The organism is Pseudomonas sp. LFS074, assembly GCF_047978165.1.
In the GTDB taxonomy this organism is placed as follows: Bacteria; Pseudomonadota; Gammaproteobacteria; order Pseudomonadales; family Pseudomonadaceae; genus Aquipseudomonas; species Aquipseudomonas putida_P.
Genome location: NZ_JBFPFV010000001.1, coordinates 3,865,033 through 3,880,109 on the forward strand (window position 1 = coordinate 3,865,033; position 15,077 = coordinate 3,880,109).

General features: G+C 62.5%; 16 protein-coding genes. 10 read left to right on the forward strand and 6 right to left on the reverse strand.

All coding sequences use genetic code 11. The features are described 5' to 3' along the window. Positions 1-9 precede the first annotated feature (9 nt). Positions 10-969, reverse strand: a complete 960-nt coding sequence (locus ACNQP3_RS17520) for a sugar ABC transporter substrate-binding protein (protein ID WP_012273104.1) — start codon at positions 967-969, stop codon at positions 10-12. 308 nt (positions 970-1,277) lie between these two features. Here ACNQP3_RS17520 and ACNQP3_RS17525 point away from each other — a divergent pair, with 308 nt between their 5' ends. Then, positions 1,278-2,366 (forward strand): asparaginase, encoded by a 1,089-nt coding sequence (locus ACNQP3_RS17525; protein ID WP_060492717.1) that lies wholly within the window; start codon positions 1,278-1,280, stop codon positions 2,364-2,366. Between the two features lie 180 nt (positions 2,367-2,546). On the opposite strand, the gene hpaR (ACNQP3_RS17530) is transcribed toward ACNQP3_RS17525, so the two are convergent. Next, positions 2,547-2,969, reverse strand: a complete 423-nt coding sequence (gene hpaR / locus ACNQP3_RS17530) for a homoprotocatechuate degradation operon regulator HpaR (protein WP_179027933.1) — start codon at positions 2,967-2,969, stop codon at positions 2,547-2,549. 155 nt (positions 2,970-3,124) lie between these two features. Beyond that, complete coding sequence (hpaA, locus tag ACNQP3_RS17535; RefSeq protein WP_069942650.1) at positions 3,125-4,030, reverse strand: 4-hydroxyphenylacetate catabolism regulatory protein HpaA; 906 nt, start codon at positions 4,028-4,030, stop codon at positions 3,125-3,127. A gap of 171 nt (positions 4,031-4,201) precedes the next feature. On the opposite strand from hpaA, the gene ACNQP3_RS17540 reads away from it, so the two are divergent. From ACNQP3_RS17540 to hpaI, 8 genes are all read left to right on the forward strand, one after another. After that, entirely contained in the window at positions 4,202-4,861 is a 660-nt protein-coding gene (locus ACNQP3_RS17540; protein WP_012273108.1) for a fumarylacetoacetate hydrolase family protein, read from the forward strand. A 10-nt stretch (positions 4,862-4,871) separates the two neighbouring features. Further along, a complete protein-coding gene (locus ACNQP3_RS17545) occupies positions 4,872-5,636 on the forward strand; it encodes a fumarylacetoacetate hydrolase family protein (protein WP_012273109.1) in 765 nt (254 codons plus the stop codon). Positions 5,637-5,641: 5 nt separating this feature from the next. After that, a complete protein-coding gene (hpaE, locus tag ACNQP3_RS17550) occupies positions 5,642-7,102 on the forward strand; it encodes a 5-carboxymethyl-2-hydroxymuconate semialdehyde dehydrogenase (protein WP_041166752.1) in 1,461 nt (486 codons plus the stop codon). A 77-nt stretch (positions 7,103-7,179) separates the two neighbouring features. After that, positions 7,180-8,103, forward strand: a complete 924-nt coding sequence (gene hpaD / locus ACNQP3_RS17555) for a 3,4-dihydroxyphenylacetate 2,3-dioxygenase (protein WP_060492720.1) — start codon at positions 7,180-7,182, stop codon at positions 8,101-8,103. A 63-nt stretch (positions 8,104-8,166) separates the two neighbouring features. Then, positions 8,167-8,571: a 5-carboxymethyl-2-hydroxymuconate Delta-isomerase gene (locus tag ACNQP3_RS17560; RefSeq protein ID WP_264316288.1), complete on the forward strand. Its 405-nt coding sequence runs from the start codon at positions 8,167-8,169 to the stop codon at positions 8,569-8,571. Between the two features lie 53 nt (positions 8,572-8,624). Next, positions 8,625-9,932: an MFS transporter gene (locus ACNQP3_RS17565; RefSeq protein ID WP_012273113.1), complete on the forward strand. Its 1,308-nt coding sequence runs from the start codon at positions 8,625-8,627 to the stop codon at positions 9,930-9,932. Positions 9,933-9,949: 17 nt separating this feature from the next. Next, positions 9,950-10,753 (forward strand): 2-oxo-hept-4-ene-1,7-dioate hydratase, encoded by an 804-nt coding sequence (hpaH, locus tag ACNQP3_RS17570; RefSeq protein ID WP_012273114.1) that lies wholly within the window; start codon positions 9,950-9,952, stop codon positions 10,751-10,753. A 10-nt stretch (positions 10,754-10,763) separates the two neighbouring features. Beyond that, positions 10,764-11,567: a 4-hydroxy-2-oxoheptanedioate aldolase gene (hpaI, locus tag ACNQP3_RS17575; protein ID WP_264316289.1), complete on the forward strand. Its 804-nt coding sequence runs from the start codon at positions 10,764-10,766 to the stop codon at positions 11,565-11,567. Between the two features lie 49 nt (positions 11,568-11,616). On the opposite strand, the gene ACNQP3_RS17580 is transcribed toward hpaI, so the two are convergent. Further along, a complete protein-coding gene (locus ACNQP3_RS17580; RefSeq protein WP_264316290.1) occupies positions 11,617-12,546 on the reverse strand; it encodes a p-hydroxyphenylacetate 3-hydroxylase reductase component in 930 nt (309 codons plus the stop codon). 78 nt (positions 12,547-12,624) lie between these two features. Beyond that, positions 12,625-13,794 carry a p-hydroxyphenylacetate 3-hydroxylase oxygenase component gene (locus ACNQP3_RS17585; RefSeq protein ID WP_012273117.1) on the reverse strand — a complete coding sequence of 390 codons (1,170 nt, stop codon included), beginning with the start codon at positions 13,792-13,794 and terminating at the stop codon, positions 12,625-12,627. Between the two features lie 202 nt (positions 13,795-13,996). Here ACNQP3_RS17585 and ACNQP3_RS17590 point away from each other — a divergent pair, with 202 nt between their 5' ends. Continuing rightward, on the forward strand, positions 13,997-14,596 hold the full coding sequence (locus ACNQP3_RS17590; RefSeq protein WP_264316291.1) for a TetR/AcrR family transcriptional regulator: 600 nt from the start codon (positions 13,997-13,999) through the stop codon (positions 14,594-14,596). Positions 14,597-14,607: 11 nt separating this feature from the next. Here ACNQP3_RS17590 and hpaR (ACNQP3_RS17595) read toward each other — a convergent pair whose 3' ends face one another. Beyond that, entirely contained in the window at positions 14,608-15,030 is a 423-nt protein-coding gene (gene hpaR / locus ACNQP3_RS17595; protein ID WP_012273119.1) for a homoprotocatechuate degradation operon regulator HpaR, read from the reverse strand. Positions 15,031-15,077 lie beyond the last annotated feature (47 nt).

Consider the following 15,077-nt stretch of genomic DNA (forward strand, 5'->3'; position numbering starts at 1 on the left):
CTGGCAGCGTCAGGGCTTCTTGGTGATGAGTTTGACCGGGGTCTGGATGACGTTGTCGTCATCCACATCAGGCTTCTCGCCCTTGACCATTTTCAACGCCGCCTGGATGCCGTACACCGCCTGCTGGCTGGCGGCCTGGTCGAGGGTGGCGAGTACGCGACCATCACCAAGCATCGGTTTGATGGCGTTGATGTTGTCGTAGCCCACCACTTGCACCTGGCCGGTCTTACCGGCAGCACGCACGGCCGATACCGCACCCAGGGCCATGCTGTCGTTGCCAGCCAGCAGGGCTTTCAGTTCAGGGTATTCGTTGAGCATGGACGCCGCGACAGCGTTGCCTTTGTCGATTTCCCAGTTGCCACTTTGCACCGAGACGATCTTCATCTGTGCGGCCTCCATGGCGTCCTTGAAGCCGGCGGTGCGTTGCTGGGCGTTGGTGGTGGTCGGCACGCCTTCGATGATGCCCACCTGGTCGCCGGCCTTGAGCTTCTGGCTGGCCAGGTAGTCGCCGACCAGGCGCGCGCCCTTGCGGTTGTCGGGGCCAACGAAGGGTACGCTGATGCCTTTGCTCTTGAGCAGATCAGGGTCCAGACGGTTGTCGATGTTGATCACTACAACGCCCTGGTCCATGGCCTTCTTCACCGCCGACACCAGTGCCTTGGAATCGGCCGGGGCAATCACCAGCGCCTTGGCGCCGGAATTGACCATTTGCTCGACGATGCGGATCTGTTCGCCGGTGTCGGTTTCGTTCTTGATGCCATTGGCGACCAGGTCGAATTCACTGGCGTGGGCTTTCTGGTAGTCCTTGGCGCCGTCTTCCATGGTGCGGAAGAATTCATTGGCCAGCGACTTCATGACCAGGGCGACCTTGGGTTTGTCTTCGGCGTGGGCGGCCGACAATGGCAGGGCGAGAGAAAGCGAGGAAACGACAGCGAGGGCCAGCAGACGACCGGGGAACGGCAGTTTCATGGACGATGACTCCGAATCTTGTGTTTTTTATCGGATAGCAAACGTTTGCGGTACCTAACTATGGAAACAGGACCGGGGTTTGTCAAATCCGTTTGGCTGTCGGAGGCCAGAGCACTGCTTCGGCTGATTATCCAGATTTCTCCGAAAAACCGAACACCTTTTCCTATGTTTTTCGGGATTCCGAATGCAATACGCCCCCTGGCAACGCGCAAGTCCGCACCTACGCTCATTTACACAAGCTGGTATGAAACATGCCTTGTCCAGGTGCGACAAAAAAATCATCTCACTAGGAAGAGAGAACAATAACGATGAATGCCGCACTGAAAACCTTCGCCCCCAGCGCACTCGCGCTGCTGCTGATCCTGCCAGCCACCGCCTCGGCCAAAGAAGCCGAAACCCAGCAGAAGCTGGCCAACGTGGTCATCCTCGCCACCGGCGGCACCATTGCCGGCGCCGGTGCCAGCGCCGCCAACAGCGCTACCTACCAGGCTGCCAAGCTGGGCGTCGACAAGCTCATCGCCGGCGTGCCGGAGCTTGCAGACATCGCCAACGTGCGCGGTGAGCAAGTGATGCAGATCGCGTCTGAAAGCATCAGCAACGACGACCTGCTAAAGCTGGGCAAACGCGTCGCCGAGCTGGCCGAAAGCAAGGACGTCGACGGAATCGTCATCACCCACGGCACCGACACCCTGGAAGAAACCGCCTATTTCCTCAATCTGGTGGAAAAGACCGACAAGCCAATCGTGGTGGTCGGTTCGATGCGTCCAGGTACCGCCATGTCCGCTGACGGCATGCTCAACCTGTATAACGCCGTGGCCGTGGCCAGCGACAAGCAGTCGCGTGGCAAGGGCGTGCTGGTGACCATGAACGACGAGATCCAGTCCGGGCGTGACGTGAGCAAGTCGGTCAACATCAAAACCGAAGCGTTCAAGAGCGCCTGGGGCCCCATGGGCATGGTAGTGGAAGGCAAGTCCTACTGGTTCCGCCTGCCGGCCAAGCGCCATACGGTCAATTCCGAGTTCGATATCAAGCAGATCAGCAGCCTGCCCCAGGTGGACATTGCCTATGGCTATGGCAACGTCACCGACACTGCCTACAAGGCACTGGCGCAAAACGGTGCCAAGGCGCTGATTCATGCCGGCACCGGCAACGGTTCGGTATCGTCGCGGGTGGTGCCGGCGCTGCAAGAGCTGCGCAAGAACGGCGTGCAGATCATCCGTTCGTCTCACGTCAACCAGGGTGGCTTCGTGCTGCGCAACGCCGAACAGCCGGACGACAAGAACGACTGGGTGGTGGCCCACGACCTGAACCCGCAAAAGGCGCGAATTCTGGCGATGGTAGCGATGACCAAGACCCAGGACAGCAAGGAACTGCAGCGAATCTTCTGGGAGTATTGAGTGCTCCTCTCAGGGCCGGTGCGCCGGCCCTGAGGCTCTTGCCGCCCTTCCCTCTGCGGTGCCTGGCACCGCCTCTGAGCCACGCATGACCAGCCCCGGCGGCGGCGCTCTTCGCGGGCATGCCCGCTCCCACAGCGACGACTGTCATCCTGTACAACCGGTGCTATCCACTACAGGATCTCAGGGCGCAATGCGCTTCAGGTCATTCAACAAGCCCATCAGTTGCTGCAGCTTCTCTTCACCAAACTGCGCCTGAATCTTCTGGTAGTTGGCCTCCATCCCTTCCTTCATCGAGGCAAAGCACGCCTCCCCGCCTTCGGTCAGGCTGACGAACACCCGCCGCTGGTCCTGCGCTGCCTTCTGCCGCCGCACCAGCCCATCGCGCTCCAGCCGCCCCAGCACCCCGGTCATGCTCGGCTTGAGGATGCAGGCCAGTTCTGCCAGCTGGTAATTCTCCAGCTCGCCATGCTGCTTGAGGATGCGGATGACCCGCCATTGCTGCTCGGTCAGGTCATGCGCGTTCAACAGCGGCCTGAAAAATGCCATTGCGGCTTCTCGGGCCTGCAAAAGGCTTAGGGTGAGCGAAGGTTGGGTCTTGGTCATGGTCGAGCCTGTGGTTTTTCTCAGTTCACAAATTTAAGGGCATGCACGATGGAAAGTGCAATCTGTTCCACGGAAAACCCATTCAAGCCCAGCGCGCGGGCTGCGACTATCCGGTACAAATAACAACACATACCGGGTGCGCCGCCATGGCCCTGTCACTGCAAGTGTGCCTGCCGCTGGCGATACTCCCCAGGCGTGAGTTTGGCGTAGCGGTTGAAGAAGCGGCTGAAATAGGCCGGGTCCTTGAAGCCCAGCTGGTAACAGATTTCGTTGGCCGTGCTACCGGAAAACAACAGCAAGCGCTTGGCCTCCTGCATCAGCCGCTCCAGTACCAGGCGCTTGGATGGCAAGTCGGCGATACGCCGGCACACATCGTTCAGCCGCGCCTCGGTCACGCCAACCTGCTGCGCGTAGCGGGCCAGCGGCCAGTGCTCGAGGTAATGCGCTTCGATCAGTGCATTGAAACGGTGGAAGATCTTCAAGTCCTCATGCCGCGCCGGGGTCGACTCCAGCGAGTTGGGGCACAGCCGCAGCAGGCTGACCATGATCAAGCGGGTCAGCGACTGCAGCGCCGCCTCGCGCCCCGGTTGCTGCGTGGCGAACTCGTCGCTCAGCGCTTCCAGCCAGCCTTGCAGGCGGTGGGCCTCGGCCCTGTATTCGGCCGGCAGGTTGCCCAGCGCCACGCAGGCCGGCTGCACCTGCATGCCCGCCGGCAGCAGGCTGGCATCGGCTTCGATCAATTGCCAGACCAGTTGCTGGCGCACAGTCAGCACATGCCCGTCGCTGTCGGCTTCGGTAACGAACGCGTGTGCCACCGTGGGCGGCGTGAGGAAGAACATCGGCCCGGCCTCGATGTACTGCTGGTCGTCCAGATACACCCGCACCGTGCCCGATTTCACGTAATGCACCTGGAAGAACCGGTCATGTCGGTGCACTGGCATGTTGCGCCCGAAAAAGCCCGCCAGGTTGCCCAGCCGGTCGTAATGCACCTCGCTGTCGCTGTAGCGCTGGTCATAGACCTGGCCGATGTTGATGTTCGGTATCGGATGCCGGTCGCTCATGGCTGCTTGCTCGCAAATCGCTTGACCCTGTTGACGATGGCCCATGGTGCACCGCCTTGTCGGCACGCGCCACTGGCCACCTCTTGACCATCGTTAACATATTAACTATAACATTAACACATTAACAAAATTCGCAGGACGGCCATCGCCCTGCACTGCCAGGAGAAGAGCATGAGCCATGCCCTGCATGACGTTGCCAACGGCACCCTGTTCGGCGTCGCGCTGAACTACCGGGGTTTGCTGCAGCAGCACCAAGCGGCGTTCGTCGAAGCACCGTACAAGCAACTGCCAGTCAAGCCAGTGCTGTTCGTCAAAACCCCGAACACGCGCAACCAGCATGAAGGCCAAGTGCTGTTCCCGGCCAACGTACAGCGCCTGCAACCTGGCCCGGCGCTGGGTGTGGTGATTGGCAAGGACGCCAGCCGCGTCAGTGTGGAGGACGCCCTGGAGCATGTGGCGGGCTACACCATCGTCAACGAAACCAGCCTGCCCGAAGACAGCTACTACCGCCCGGCCGTCAAGGCCAAGTGCCGTGATGGCTTCTGCCCGATCGGCCCAGCGCTGGTGCCGGCCAGCCAGGTAGCCAACCCCGATGCCCTAGGCCTGCGCCTGTATGTGAATGGCGAACTGCGCCAGCACAACAACACCGCCAACTGCGTGCGCACGGTGGCCCAGCTGATTGCCGAAATCAGCGAGTTCATGACCCTGCACGCTGGCGACATCCTGATCACCGGCACCCCCGAGGGCCGCGTCGATGTACAGCCAGGCGACCGCGTCGATATCGAGATCGACGGCCTGGGCAAGCTGACCAACCACATCGTCGCCGAGTGAGGAATTACCTGTGAAACACGCCCGTATCCAGTTCGACGGCCAGGCCCATGATGTCACGGTCGAAGGCGACCACCTGCGCCTTGCCGATGGCCGCCTGGTCCATCAAGACCAGGTCACCTGGCTGCCGCCCGCCACCGGCAGCATGTTCGCCCTGGGCCTGAACTACGCCGATCACGCCAAGGAACTGGCCTTCGCGCCGCCCACCGAACCTCTGGCCTTCATCAAGTCGCCCGGCACCTACACCGGCCACGGCCAGGTCACCTGGCGCCCGGACAACGTCGAGTACATGCACTACGAGTGCGAGTTGGTCGCGGTCATTGGCAAAGCGGCGAAAAACGTCAAGCGTGAGGACGCACTGGCCTACGTTGCCGGCTACACCGTGTGCAACGACTACGCCATCCGCGACTACCTGGAAAACTACTACCGCCCCAACCTGCGGGTGAAAAACCGCGACGCCACCACCCCGGTCGGCCCGTGGATCGTCGATGCGGCCGATGTGCCAGACGTCAGCAACCTGAAGCTGCGCACCTGGATCAACGGTGAGCTGAAGCAGGAAGGCACCACGGCGGACATGATCTTCGACATCCCGCACCTAATCGAATACTTCTCCAGCTTCATGACCCTGCAGCCAGGCGACATGATCGCCACCGGCACGCCAGAAGGCCTGGCCGACGTGGTGCCGGGCGATGAAGTGGTAGTGGAAGTGGAAGGCGTCGGCCGCCTGGTCAACCGCATCGTCAGCGAAGCTGACTTCTTCAAGAACAACAAGGCATGAGCAGCATGATCAAGCACTGGATCAACGGCCGTGAGGTCGAGAGCAAAGACACCTTCGTCAACTACAACCCGGCCACCGGCGATGCCATTTGTGAAGTCGCCAGCGGTGGCGCCGAAGAAGTGGCGCAAGCCGTGGCCGCGGCCAAGGAAGCCTTCCCCAAGTGGGCCAACACCCCGGCCAAGGAACGTGCCCGGCTGATGCGCAAGCTCGGTGAGCTGATCGACCAGAACGTGCCGAAACTGGCCGAGCTGGAAACCCTCGACACCGGCCTGCCGATCCACCAGACCAAGAACGTGCTGATCCCGCGTGCCTCGCACAACTTCGATTTTTTCGCCGAAGTGTGCACACGCATGGATGGCCACACCTACCCGGTCGACGACCAGATGCTCAACTACACCCTGTACCAGCCGGTGGGTGTATGCGGCCTGGTCAGCCCCTGGAACGTGCCGTTCATGACCGCCACCTGGAAGACCGCGCCGTGCCTGGCGCTGGGCAACACCGCCGTGCTGAAGATGAGCGAACTGTCGCCACTGACCGCCAACGAACTGGGCCGCCTGGCTGTCGAAGCCGGCATCCCCAACGGCGTGCTCAACGTGATCCAGGGCTATGGCGCCACCGCTGGCGACGCCCTGGTACGTCACCCGGATGTACGCGCTATTTCCTTCACCGGCGGCACCGCCACCGGCAAGAAGATCATGCAGACCGCTGGCCTGAAAAAGTACTCGATGGAACTGGGCGGAAAATCGCCGGTGCTGATCTTCGAAGATGCCGACCTTGAGCGTGCGCTGGACGCCGCGTTGTTCACCATCTTCTCGCTGAACGGCGAACGCTGCACCGCCGGCAGCCGCATTTTCATCCAGGAAAGCGTGTACCCGCAGTTCGTCGCCGAGTTCGCGGCGCGCGCCAAGCGCCTGATCGTCGGTGACCCGACCGACCCGAAAACCCAGGTCGGTTCGATGATCACCCAGCAGCACTACGACAAGGTCACCGGCTACATCCGCATCGGCATGGAAGAAGGCGCACGCCTGGTCGCCGGTGGCCTGGAACGCCCGGCCAACCTGCCGGCGCATTTGGCCAAAGGGCAGTTCATCCAGCCCACCGTGTTCGCCGATGTGAACAACAAGATGCGCATTGCCCAGGAAGAAATCTTCGGCCCGGTGGTGTGCCTGATCCCGTTCAAGGACGAAGCAGAAGCGCTGCAACTGGCCAACGACACCGAGTACGGCCTGGCGTCGTACATCTGGACCCAGGACATCGGCAAGGCCCACCGCCTGGCCCGTGGCATCGAGGCCGGCATGGTGTTCATCAACAGCCAGAACGTACGCGACCTGCGCCAGCCATTCGGTGGCGTGAAAGGTTCCGGTACCGGGCGTGAAGGCGGGCAGTACAGCTTCGAGGTCTTTGCAGAGATCAAGAACGTGTGTATTTCCATGGGTAGCCACCACATTCCGCGCTGGGGCGTGTGAGCAAACCGTAGATGGCCGCTCCCACAAGTACCGCGTCAGCCGCCGAAAACAACAACATTCTGTAACCGGAGCTTTCCATGGGCAAACTCGCTCTCACTGCCAAGATTACCCATGTACCGTCCATGTACATGTCCGAACTCCCAGGCCCGCGCCAGGGCTTTCGCCAGGCAGCCATCGACGGGCATCACGAAATCAGCCGCCGCTGCCGCGAGCTGGGCGTGGACACCATCGTCGTGTTCGATACCCACTGGCTGGTCAACGCCAACTACCACGTGTTGTGCGGGCCGCATTTCGAGGGTGTGTACACCAGCAACGAACTGCCGCACTTCATCAGCAACATGCCTTACGCCTTCCCCGGTAACCCCGAGCTGGGCAAGCTGCTGGCAGAGGAATGCAACCGTTTCAATGTCGAGACCATGGCCCACCACGCCACCACCCTCGCCCCGGAGTACGGCACCCTGGTGCCGATGCGCTACATGAACCAGGACCAGCACTTCAAGGTGGTTTCGGTCTCGGCACTGTGCACCTCGCACTACCTGGCCGACAGCGCCCGCCTGGGCTGGGCCATGCGCAAGGCAGTAGAAGACCACTACGACGGCACCGTGGCATTCCTGGCCAGCGGTTCGCTGTCGCACCGCTTCGCGCAGAACGGCCAGGCGCCGGACTTCGCCACCAAGGTGTGGAGCCCGTTCCTGGAAACCCTTGATCATCGCGTGGTGCAAATGTGGCAAGACGGCGAGTGGGAAGCCTTCTGCGGCATGCTCCCTGAATACGCCGCCAAAGGCCACGGTGAAGGGTTCATGCACGACACGGCGATGCTGCTCGGTGCGCTGGGCTGGTCCGACTACGACGGCAAGGCCGAGGTGGTCACGCCCTACTTCGGCTCTTCCGGCACCGGCCAGATCAACGCGATCTTCCCGGTTACCCCGCAGGATGGCAGCGCCATCCCGGCAGCCCAGGCCGCCAACCCGGCAGCCGTGGTGTCCACCAGCCGCCTGTAATTCACCTGCTTGCGCCTGGCCGTCCCGGCGGATGGCGGGCGCGGCTCGCCGAGGATACCCTTCATGCCACACCTGGTTCTGCTCTACACCCCCGACCTGGAAACCGATGCCGACATCCCCGGCCTATGCCGCGCCTTGGCCGACACCATGCTCGAACAGCGCGATGGTGAAGGCAAAGCTGTGTTCCCCACCGGCGGCACCCGCGTGCTGGCCTACCCCGCCGCCCATAGTGCAGTGGCAGATGGCAAGGGCGAATACGGTTTCCTGTACGCCAACCTGCGCATGGCCACCGGCCGCAGCACCGAGGTGCACAAGGCGGTGGGCGACAGCCTGCTGGCGGTGTTGAAAGCCCGCCTGGACCCACTGCTGAAACAGCGCCCAATCGGCATCACCGTACAGATCGACCACAGCACCGCCCAAGTCTACGACGCCAAGCACAGCACCTTGCACCCATTGTTCAACCGCTAGCGCGCCGGCTCGAAAGCCCCTTCCCCGCCTCATTGAAGAACAAGTACAAAAACATGAGCACACTCGAACACGCCTCGCCACGCGAGGCACACACTGAAAGGGTCGACAGTACCCACCGGGCAGTCACCTGGCGGCTGATGCCGCTGCTGCTGGTGTGCTACCTGTTCGCCCACCTGGACCGCATCAACATCGGCTTCGCCAAGATGCAGATGAGCCAGGACCTGCATTTGTCCGACACCGTCTACGGCCTGGGTGCCGGGCTGTTCTTCATCGCCTATGCGCTGTTTGGCGTACCCAGCAACCTCATGCTCGACCGGGTCGGCCCACGCCGCTGGATCGCCTGCCTGATGGTGGTGTGGGGGTTGTTGTCGACCAGCATGCTGCTGATCGAAAGCAGCAGCGCGTTCTACCTGCTGCGCTTCGCCCTGGGCGCGGCGGAGGCCGGGTTCTTCCCAGGTATCCTGGTCTACCTCAACCGCTGGTACCCGGCCGGGCGGCGCGCCCAGGTGACGGCGCTGTTCGCCATTGCCGTGCCATTGGCCGGAGTCGTCGGCGGGCCGGTGTCCGGGGCCATCCTGGCCTTCATGCACGACACCGCAGGGCTGCGTGGCTGGCAGTGGATGTTCCTGCTCGAAGGCGCACCTGTGGTGCTGCTGGGCCTGGTGGTGCTGGCCGTGCTGCCGGAGCATTTCGAAAAGGTGAGCTGGCTGGACGATCAGCAGAAAGCCACGCTGCGCGCGCAATTCGGTGAGGAAGAACAGCGCAAGCCGGTGACCTCGTTCAGCGCCATTTTCGCCAGCCGTGCACTGTGGCTGCTGGTGGCGGTGTATTGCGCGGTGATGCTGGCGGTCAACACCCTGGCGTTCTGGATGCCCAGCCTGATCCACAGTGCCGGGGTGGCCAGCGACGCCAGTGTCGGCCTGCTCAGCGCTGTGCCGTACGTGGCCGGCTGCGTGTTCATGCTGGCCTGCGGCCGCTCCAGCGACCGCCTGCGCGAACGCCGCTGGCACCTGTGCGTCCCCCTGCTGATGGCCGCCACCGGCATCGCCATCGCAGCCCTTGCCCCCGAGCAGGCGTGGCCGGTAATGGCCGGCCTGGTGCTGGCCGGCATGGGCGCCAGCGCTGCGCTGCCGATGTTCTGGCAACTGCCGCCGGCCTTCCTCAACGCCCGCACCCAGGCCGCCGGCATTGCTCTGATCAGCTCGCTGGGCAGCATCGCCTCGTTCTTCACGCCCTACTTCATCGGCTGGGTGCGCGACACCACCCACAGCGCCAGCCTGGCCCTGTATGTGCTCGCCATCTTCATCGCCCTGGGTGGCCTGCTGGTGCTGCGCACCCGAGCTGCCATCGTCAACCCTTGAATCAAGAGACTGTCCCCATGCTAGACAACGCTTTCATCCAGCAAGCCGCCGAACGCCTCGACCAGGCCGAACGCTCCCGCGAGCAAGTGCGCCAGTTCTCGCTGGAGCAGCCCGCAATCAGCGTCGAAGACGCCTATGCCATCCAGCGCGCCTGGGTGGCGAAAAAGATCGCCGCCGGGCGCAAGCTGGTGGGCCACAAGATCGGCCTGACCTCGCGTGCCATGCAGGTGTCGTCGAACATCACCGAGCCCGACTATGGCGCATTGCTCGACGACATGCTGTTCGATGAAGGCAGCGACATCCCCTTCGAACGCTTCATCGTGCCGCGCGTTGAAGTGGAGTTGGCGTTCATCCTCGGCAAGCCGCTGAAAGGCCCCAACGTCACTGTTTTCGATGTGCTGGAAGCCACCGAATGGGTGATCCCGGCGCTGGAAATCATCGATGCGCGCATCCAGCAGGTGGACCCGCAAACCCAGGCCACCCGCAAGGTGTTCGACACCATTTCCGACAACGCCGCCAATGCCGGCGTGGTGATGGGCGGACGGGCCGTGCGCCCCACCGAGATCGACCTGCGCAAAGTGCCGGCAGTGCTCTACCGCAACGGCGTGATCGAGGAGTCCGGTGTCAGCGCCGCGGTGCTCAATCACCCGGCCAAAGGCGTTGCCTGGCTGGCCAACAAGCTGGCCCCGTACGACGTCACCTTGCAGCCCGGCCAGATCATCCTCGGTGGTTCGTTCACCCGCCCGGTGGCCGCACGCCCAGGCGATACCTTCCACGTCGACTACGACATGCTCGGCGCCATCGCCTGCCGCTTCGTTTGAGGACCAGCCCATGGACATGCCCATCAACCACTTCAAGCAACGCCTGTGCAGCGGCGAGCCGCAGGTCGGCCTGTGGCTCGGCCTGGCCGATGCCTACTGCGCAGAGCTGGCCGCCAATGCCGGTTTCGACTGGCTGCTGATCGACGGCGAACACGCCCCCAACGACCTGCGCGGCATGCTCGCGCAGTTGCAGGCGGTGGCCCCCTACCCCAGCCAGGCGGTAATCCGCCCGGTAATCGGTGATACCGCGCTGATCAAGCAGGTGCTGGACATCGGCGCTCAGACCTTGCTGGTGCCGATGGTGGAAAGCGCTGAACAGGCGCAGCAACTGGTCAAGGCCATGCATTACCCGCCCAACGGCATTCGTGGCGTGGGCAGCGCACTGGCACGGGCATCGCGCTGGAACACCATCCCCGGCTACCTGGACCACGCCGATGAACAGATGTGCCTGCTGGTGCAGATCGAAAACAAGGAAGGCCTGGCCAACCTGGACGAGATCGTTGCGGTGGAAGGTGTGGATGGCGTGTTCATCGGGCCTGCGGACTTGAGCGCAGCCATGGGCCATCGGGGCAACCCTGGGCATCCACAGGTGCAGGCAGCGATCGAGAATGCCATCGTACGCATCGGCAAGGCGGGCAAGGCTGCAGGTATTCTCAGCGCGGATGAGAAACTGGCGCGACGTTATATCGAGCTGGGTGCGGCATTTGTGGCCGTCGGTGTGGATACCACGGTGCTGATGCGCGGGCTGCGCGAGCTGGCAGGGAAGTTCAAAGGTACGCCGATGGTTGGCAGTGCCGGGGGGAGTGTCTACTGAGGTATCTGTGTGGATGGCACCGGCCTCTCCGGTGCCATCCACAGCGAGATCAGATGTTGATAAGTGCCTTGAGCACTGTCTTGAAAGTCTCCAGCTGCTCTTCACTGAACTGCCCGAACACCTTGTCCTGCTGTTCCCGGGCAATGGTCCACAATGCCTCGGTCTCGTCCACGCCGTTCACCGACAACCGCACACGTCCGTCATCATCGGCAATCAACCCTTTGCGCTTGAGGTTGGCCACCGCTTCCTCGATCTCCCGCGCCGGCATCGCCACTTCCCGTTGCAGGTCGTTCAGGCTCAGCCCCGCATCGTTCTCCAGCACCATCAGCATGCGCGCCTCGCTGGTACGCAGGCCGGTGCACAACTGGCGTGGCTGGTAGTCAGCCTGGTAGGCGCGCAATGCCTGGGTCATCAGGTAATACAGGTTGTGTTGCAGGCGGCCCTGGAAGTGGCTGCTGGGTGCCTGCCCTTCTGCACGCTGGGTCATGCGGGTATGTGGCAGCACCATGGAATAGGCGCCCTGGTGGTACAGCAGCGGCGAGCGGCCGAAATCATCGAACGCCACCACCCTGCCTATCAGGATCCAGTGATCGCCACCGTCCAGTTGCTGGTACTTTTCACACTCGAAGCGTGCCGCGCAATCGACGAACAATGGCACGCCGCCAACGCCCGTCTCGTAGTCGATACCGGCAAAGCGGTCCTCTTTGGGCCGGGCGAAGTTGTTGGACAGGTCGATCTGGTCCGCAGCCAGAACGTTCACGGCAAAATGCGAGGCCTCTTCGAACACTTCATGGCTGGTCGAACGTTTGTCGATGCTCCACAGGATCAGCGCCGGGTCCAGCGACACCGAGTTGAAACTGTTGGCGGTGACGCCCACCTTGCGGCCACTGGGGCCGGCTGCGGTCACCACGGTAACGCCGGTGGCGAAGTTGCCCAGTGCGCGGCGGAAGGCACGCGCGTCGAAGGTTTCATTGGACATGCAAGACTCCCGGGCAGGCCTGGCAGCCCGCCCTGATTGTTGTTGTGCTTGTGAGGGATGATTGAAACGGAAAGCGACTCAGACCATGGTCGGGTCGGGCTCCAGGCCCATCAACTCGCGGCCGAGGATCTGCGCGCAAACGTCGTAGTCGGTGTAGGCATGGGCGCCGGTCATGTGCGAATCGCGGAACAGGCGTTGCAGTTCGTTGCTCTCGAACCAGGCGCCACCACCGGCCGCTTCCATCAGGCGGTCCACGGCCTGGATGCACAGTTTCACTGCATAGCCCTGGTTGGTGCGCCAGAATGCCAGCGTGCCACGCGAGGGGTATTCATGGCGGGCGCTGTGCTCGGCAATTTCGTCCCAGCTTTTTTCCAGCAGTGCCCGGGCGGCGGCCACCTGATGGGTCGATTCGGCCAGGCGCATCAGCGCTGGGGTAGCAGCGCCCACGGCAGCACCGGTGTAGGCACGCACGCGGTTGCGGGTTTTCTCGCGGAACACCTCCAGCATGCGCTCGGCAACGCCGAGGCTCACGGTGGAAAAACCGCTGGCGAAGTACGGGCGGTATGGGGCGAAGAAGATCTTGCTGTCCGGGTACAGGCCAAAGCCCGCCGACTTGCCCTCCATCATGTCCTTGGCTTTCTGGATACGGTGCTCAGGCACGAAGGCGTCACGCACGATCAAGGTCTTGCTGCCACTGCCGCGCATGCCCACGGCATACCAGTCATCACGGATTTCATAATCGCTGCGCGGCAGGATGGCGAAGCAGTAATCCTGAGTGCCTTCGGCATTGTTGCGGCGAAAACCTACGATCGCCCACTCGGCGTGGTCGCAACCAGAACTCCAGCCCATCTCGCCGCTGAACGACACGCCACCCTCGACCTCTTCGGTACGGCCAAATGGCGCGATACTGCTGCTGGCAGTGGCATCCGGGTCGCTGCCCCACACCTCCTGCTGCAGCTTGGGCGAGAACATCGCCATCTGATGGCTGTGGGTGCACAGCAAGCTCATGGCCCAGGCGGTGCTGGCGCAGGCGCCCGCCAGCTGGGCGATGCACTCGGCGAATTGCGGCAGGGTGATTTCCATGCCGCCGTAGTGTTTGGGCAAGAAAGCGCGGTGCATGCCGATGCTTTTCAGCAGGGTGATGTTCTCTGCCGGCACGCTGCGGTCCTGTTCTGCACGCATGGCATTGGCGGCGATGGTCGGCAGGATGGATCTCAGGTCTTCCAGCAGGGGGTTTGGCTTTTTCATGAACGGTCTCTTTCTTATTGGATTCGAAGACGCGTTCAGTATGTGAGCCGCGATTGGGCGGCGGAATGCACGTTACGAGGGGAACATTGCACTTTTCATGGTGTGCAGAAATTGCCCATCCACAAGCATTGACCCGTGCATTTGCGATCACCACAATCCCACCCATATGACGCGCGCGGCCTGCCGCGCCCCTGACGGAGCGATGCTGTTGAAAGACCTTTCCCCTTCTGCGGTGCGTGTGTGCGATGCCGCCGTCGGCCACTTCGCCGAGTATGGCTACGATGCCTCTTCGCTGAACGAAATCGCCCAGCTGGCCGGCATGCGCAAAGCTTCACTGTATGCACACTTCGCCAACAAGGATGCTTTGTTCGTGGAGGTGTTCCAGCGTGCGCTGGTGCAGGAAACGACGTTTGTCGAACAGGGTTTTGCGCAGGAAGATCGCGACGGCCTGGCGCCCGGGCACTGGCTGGCCTTGCACCTGGCCGAGCGTTATCGCGGCTCCGCTGCGCTGCGCTTCGTGTTGCGCACGGCCTTCCTGCCCCCGGCGGGCATCAAGCCGGTTGTCACTTGCGGCTTCGAAAAGTACCTGGACGGCATACGCGAAGGGTTCTGCAAGGCCCTGCAAGCTCGGAACAACTGGGCTGATGAGCAGCAAAGCCGCCTGGCGCTGTACGCCAATGCCTACCTGGGCATCATCGACAGCCTGTATGTAGAGCTGATGTACGCAGGCCCCGCCGCCTATGAGCGGCGCGCGACAGCCTTGCTGAAAGTGCTCGAAGACTCGCTGTCACTCAACCGCTGACGGCTGGCGCGTCAGGGTTTGATCCGCTTCATTTCATCCAGCAACTGCATCAGTTGCTGCAGCTTGTCCTCGCCAAACTGGGCGAGGATCTTGTCGTAGTTGCGCGCCATTTCCTCACTCATCGCCACAAATGCCTGCTGCCCCGCGTCGGTCAGGTTGATGAACACCCGGCGCTGGTCTTCTGCCGACTTGCGCCGCGCCACGATCCCATCGCGTTCCAGGCGCTTGAGCACACCACTCATGCTGGGTTTGAGAATGCACGCCAGCTCAGCCAACTGATGGCTTTCCAGCTCGCCTTGCTGGCGCAAGATACGGATTACCCGCCATTGCTGCTCGGTCAGGTCATGGGCATTCAACGCTGGGCGGAAAAACGCCATGGTGGCTTCGCGCGCCTGCAACAGGGTCAGGGTCAGGGAGGGTCTTGGTGTGGTCATGCGGGCTCGTGGGGCTGGGAATAGCAAACCGGCGAGTATGCCAGTGC

What these genes read in the sequence shown, in the direction of transcription:
- ACNQP3_RS17560 (WP_264316288.1), top strand. Translation starts at nt 8,167, where the DNA reads ATGCCACACCTGGTTCTGCTCTACACCCCCGACCTGGAAACCGATGCC.
- ACNQP3_RS17580 (WP_264316290.1), bottom strand. Translation starts at nt 12,546, where the DNA reads ATGTCCAATGAAACCTTCGACGCGCGTGCCTTCCGCCGCGCACTGGGC.
- ACNQP3_RS17540 (WP_012273108.1), top strand. Translation starts at nt 4,202, where the DNA reads ATGAGCCATGCCCTGCATGACGTTGCCAACGGCACCCTGTTCGGCGTC.
- hpaH (WP_012273114.1), top strand. Translation starts at nt 9,950, where the DNA reads ATGCTAGACAACGCTTTCATCCAGCAAGCCGCCGAACGCCTCGACCAG.
- ACNQP3_RS17525 (WP_060492717.1), top strand. Translation starts at nt 1,278, where the DNA reads ATGAATGCCGCACTGAAAACCTTCGCCCCCAGCGCACTCGCGCTGCTG.
- hpaD (WP_060492720.1), top strand. Translation starts at nt 7,180, where the DNA reads ATGGGCAAACTCGCTCTCACTGCCAAGATTACCCATGTACCGTCCATG.
- ACNQP3_RS17565 (WP_012273113.1), top strand. Translation starts at nt 8,625, where the DNA reads ATGAGCACACTCGAACACGCCTCGCCACGCGAGGCACACACTGAAAGG.
- hpaR (WP_179027933.1), bottom strand. Translation starts at nt 2,969, where the DNA reads ATGACCAAGACCCAACCTTCGCTCACCCTAAGCCTTTTGCAGGCCCGA.
- ACNQP3_RS17520 (WP_012273104.1), bottom strand. Translation starts at nt 969, where the DNA reads ATGAAACTGCCGTTCCCCGGTCGTCTGCTGGCCCTCGCTGTCGTTTCC.
- hpaE (WP_041166752.1), top strand. Translation starts at nt 5,642, where the DNA reads ATGATCAAGCACTGGATCAACGGCCGTGAGGTCGAGAGCAAAGACACC.
- hpaA (WP_069942650.1), bottom strand. Translation starts at nt 4,030, where the DNA reads ATGAGCGACCGGCATCCGATACCGAACATCAACATCGGCCAGGTCTAT.
- ACNQP3_RS17585 (WP_012273117.1), bottom strand. Translation starts at nt 13,794, where the DNA reads ATGAAAAAGCCAAACCCCCTGCTGGAAGACCTGAGATCCATCCTGCCG.
- hpaI (WP_264316289.1), top strand. Translation starts at nt 10,764, where the DNA reads ATGGACATGCCCATCAACCACTTCAAGCAACGCCTGTGCAGCGGCGAG.
- hpaR (WP_012273119.1), bottom strand. Translation starts at nt 15,030, where the DNA reads ATGACCACACCAAGACCCTCCCTGACCCTGACCCTGTTGCAGGCGCGC.
- ACNQP3_RS17590 (WP_264316291.1), top strand. Translation starts at nt 13,997, where the DNA reads ATGCTGTTGAAAGACCTTTCCCCTTCTGCGGTGCGTGTGTGCGATGCC.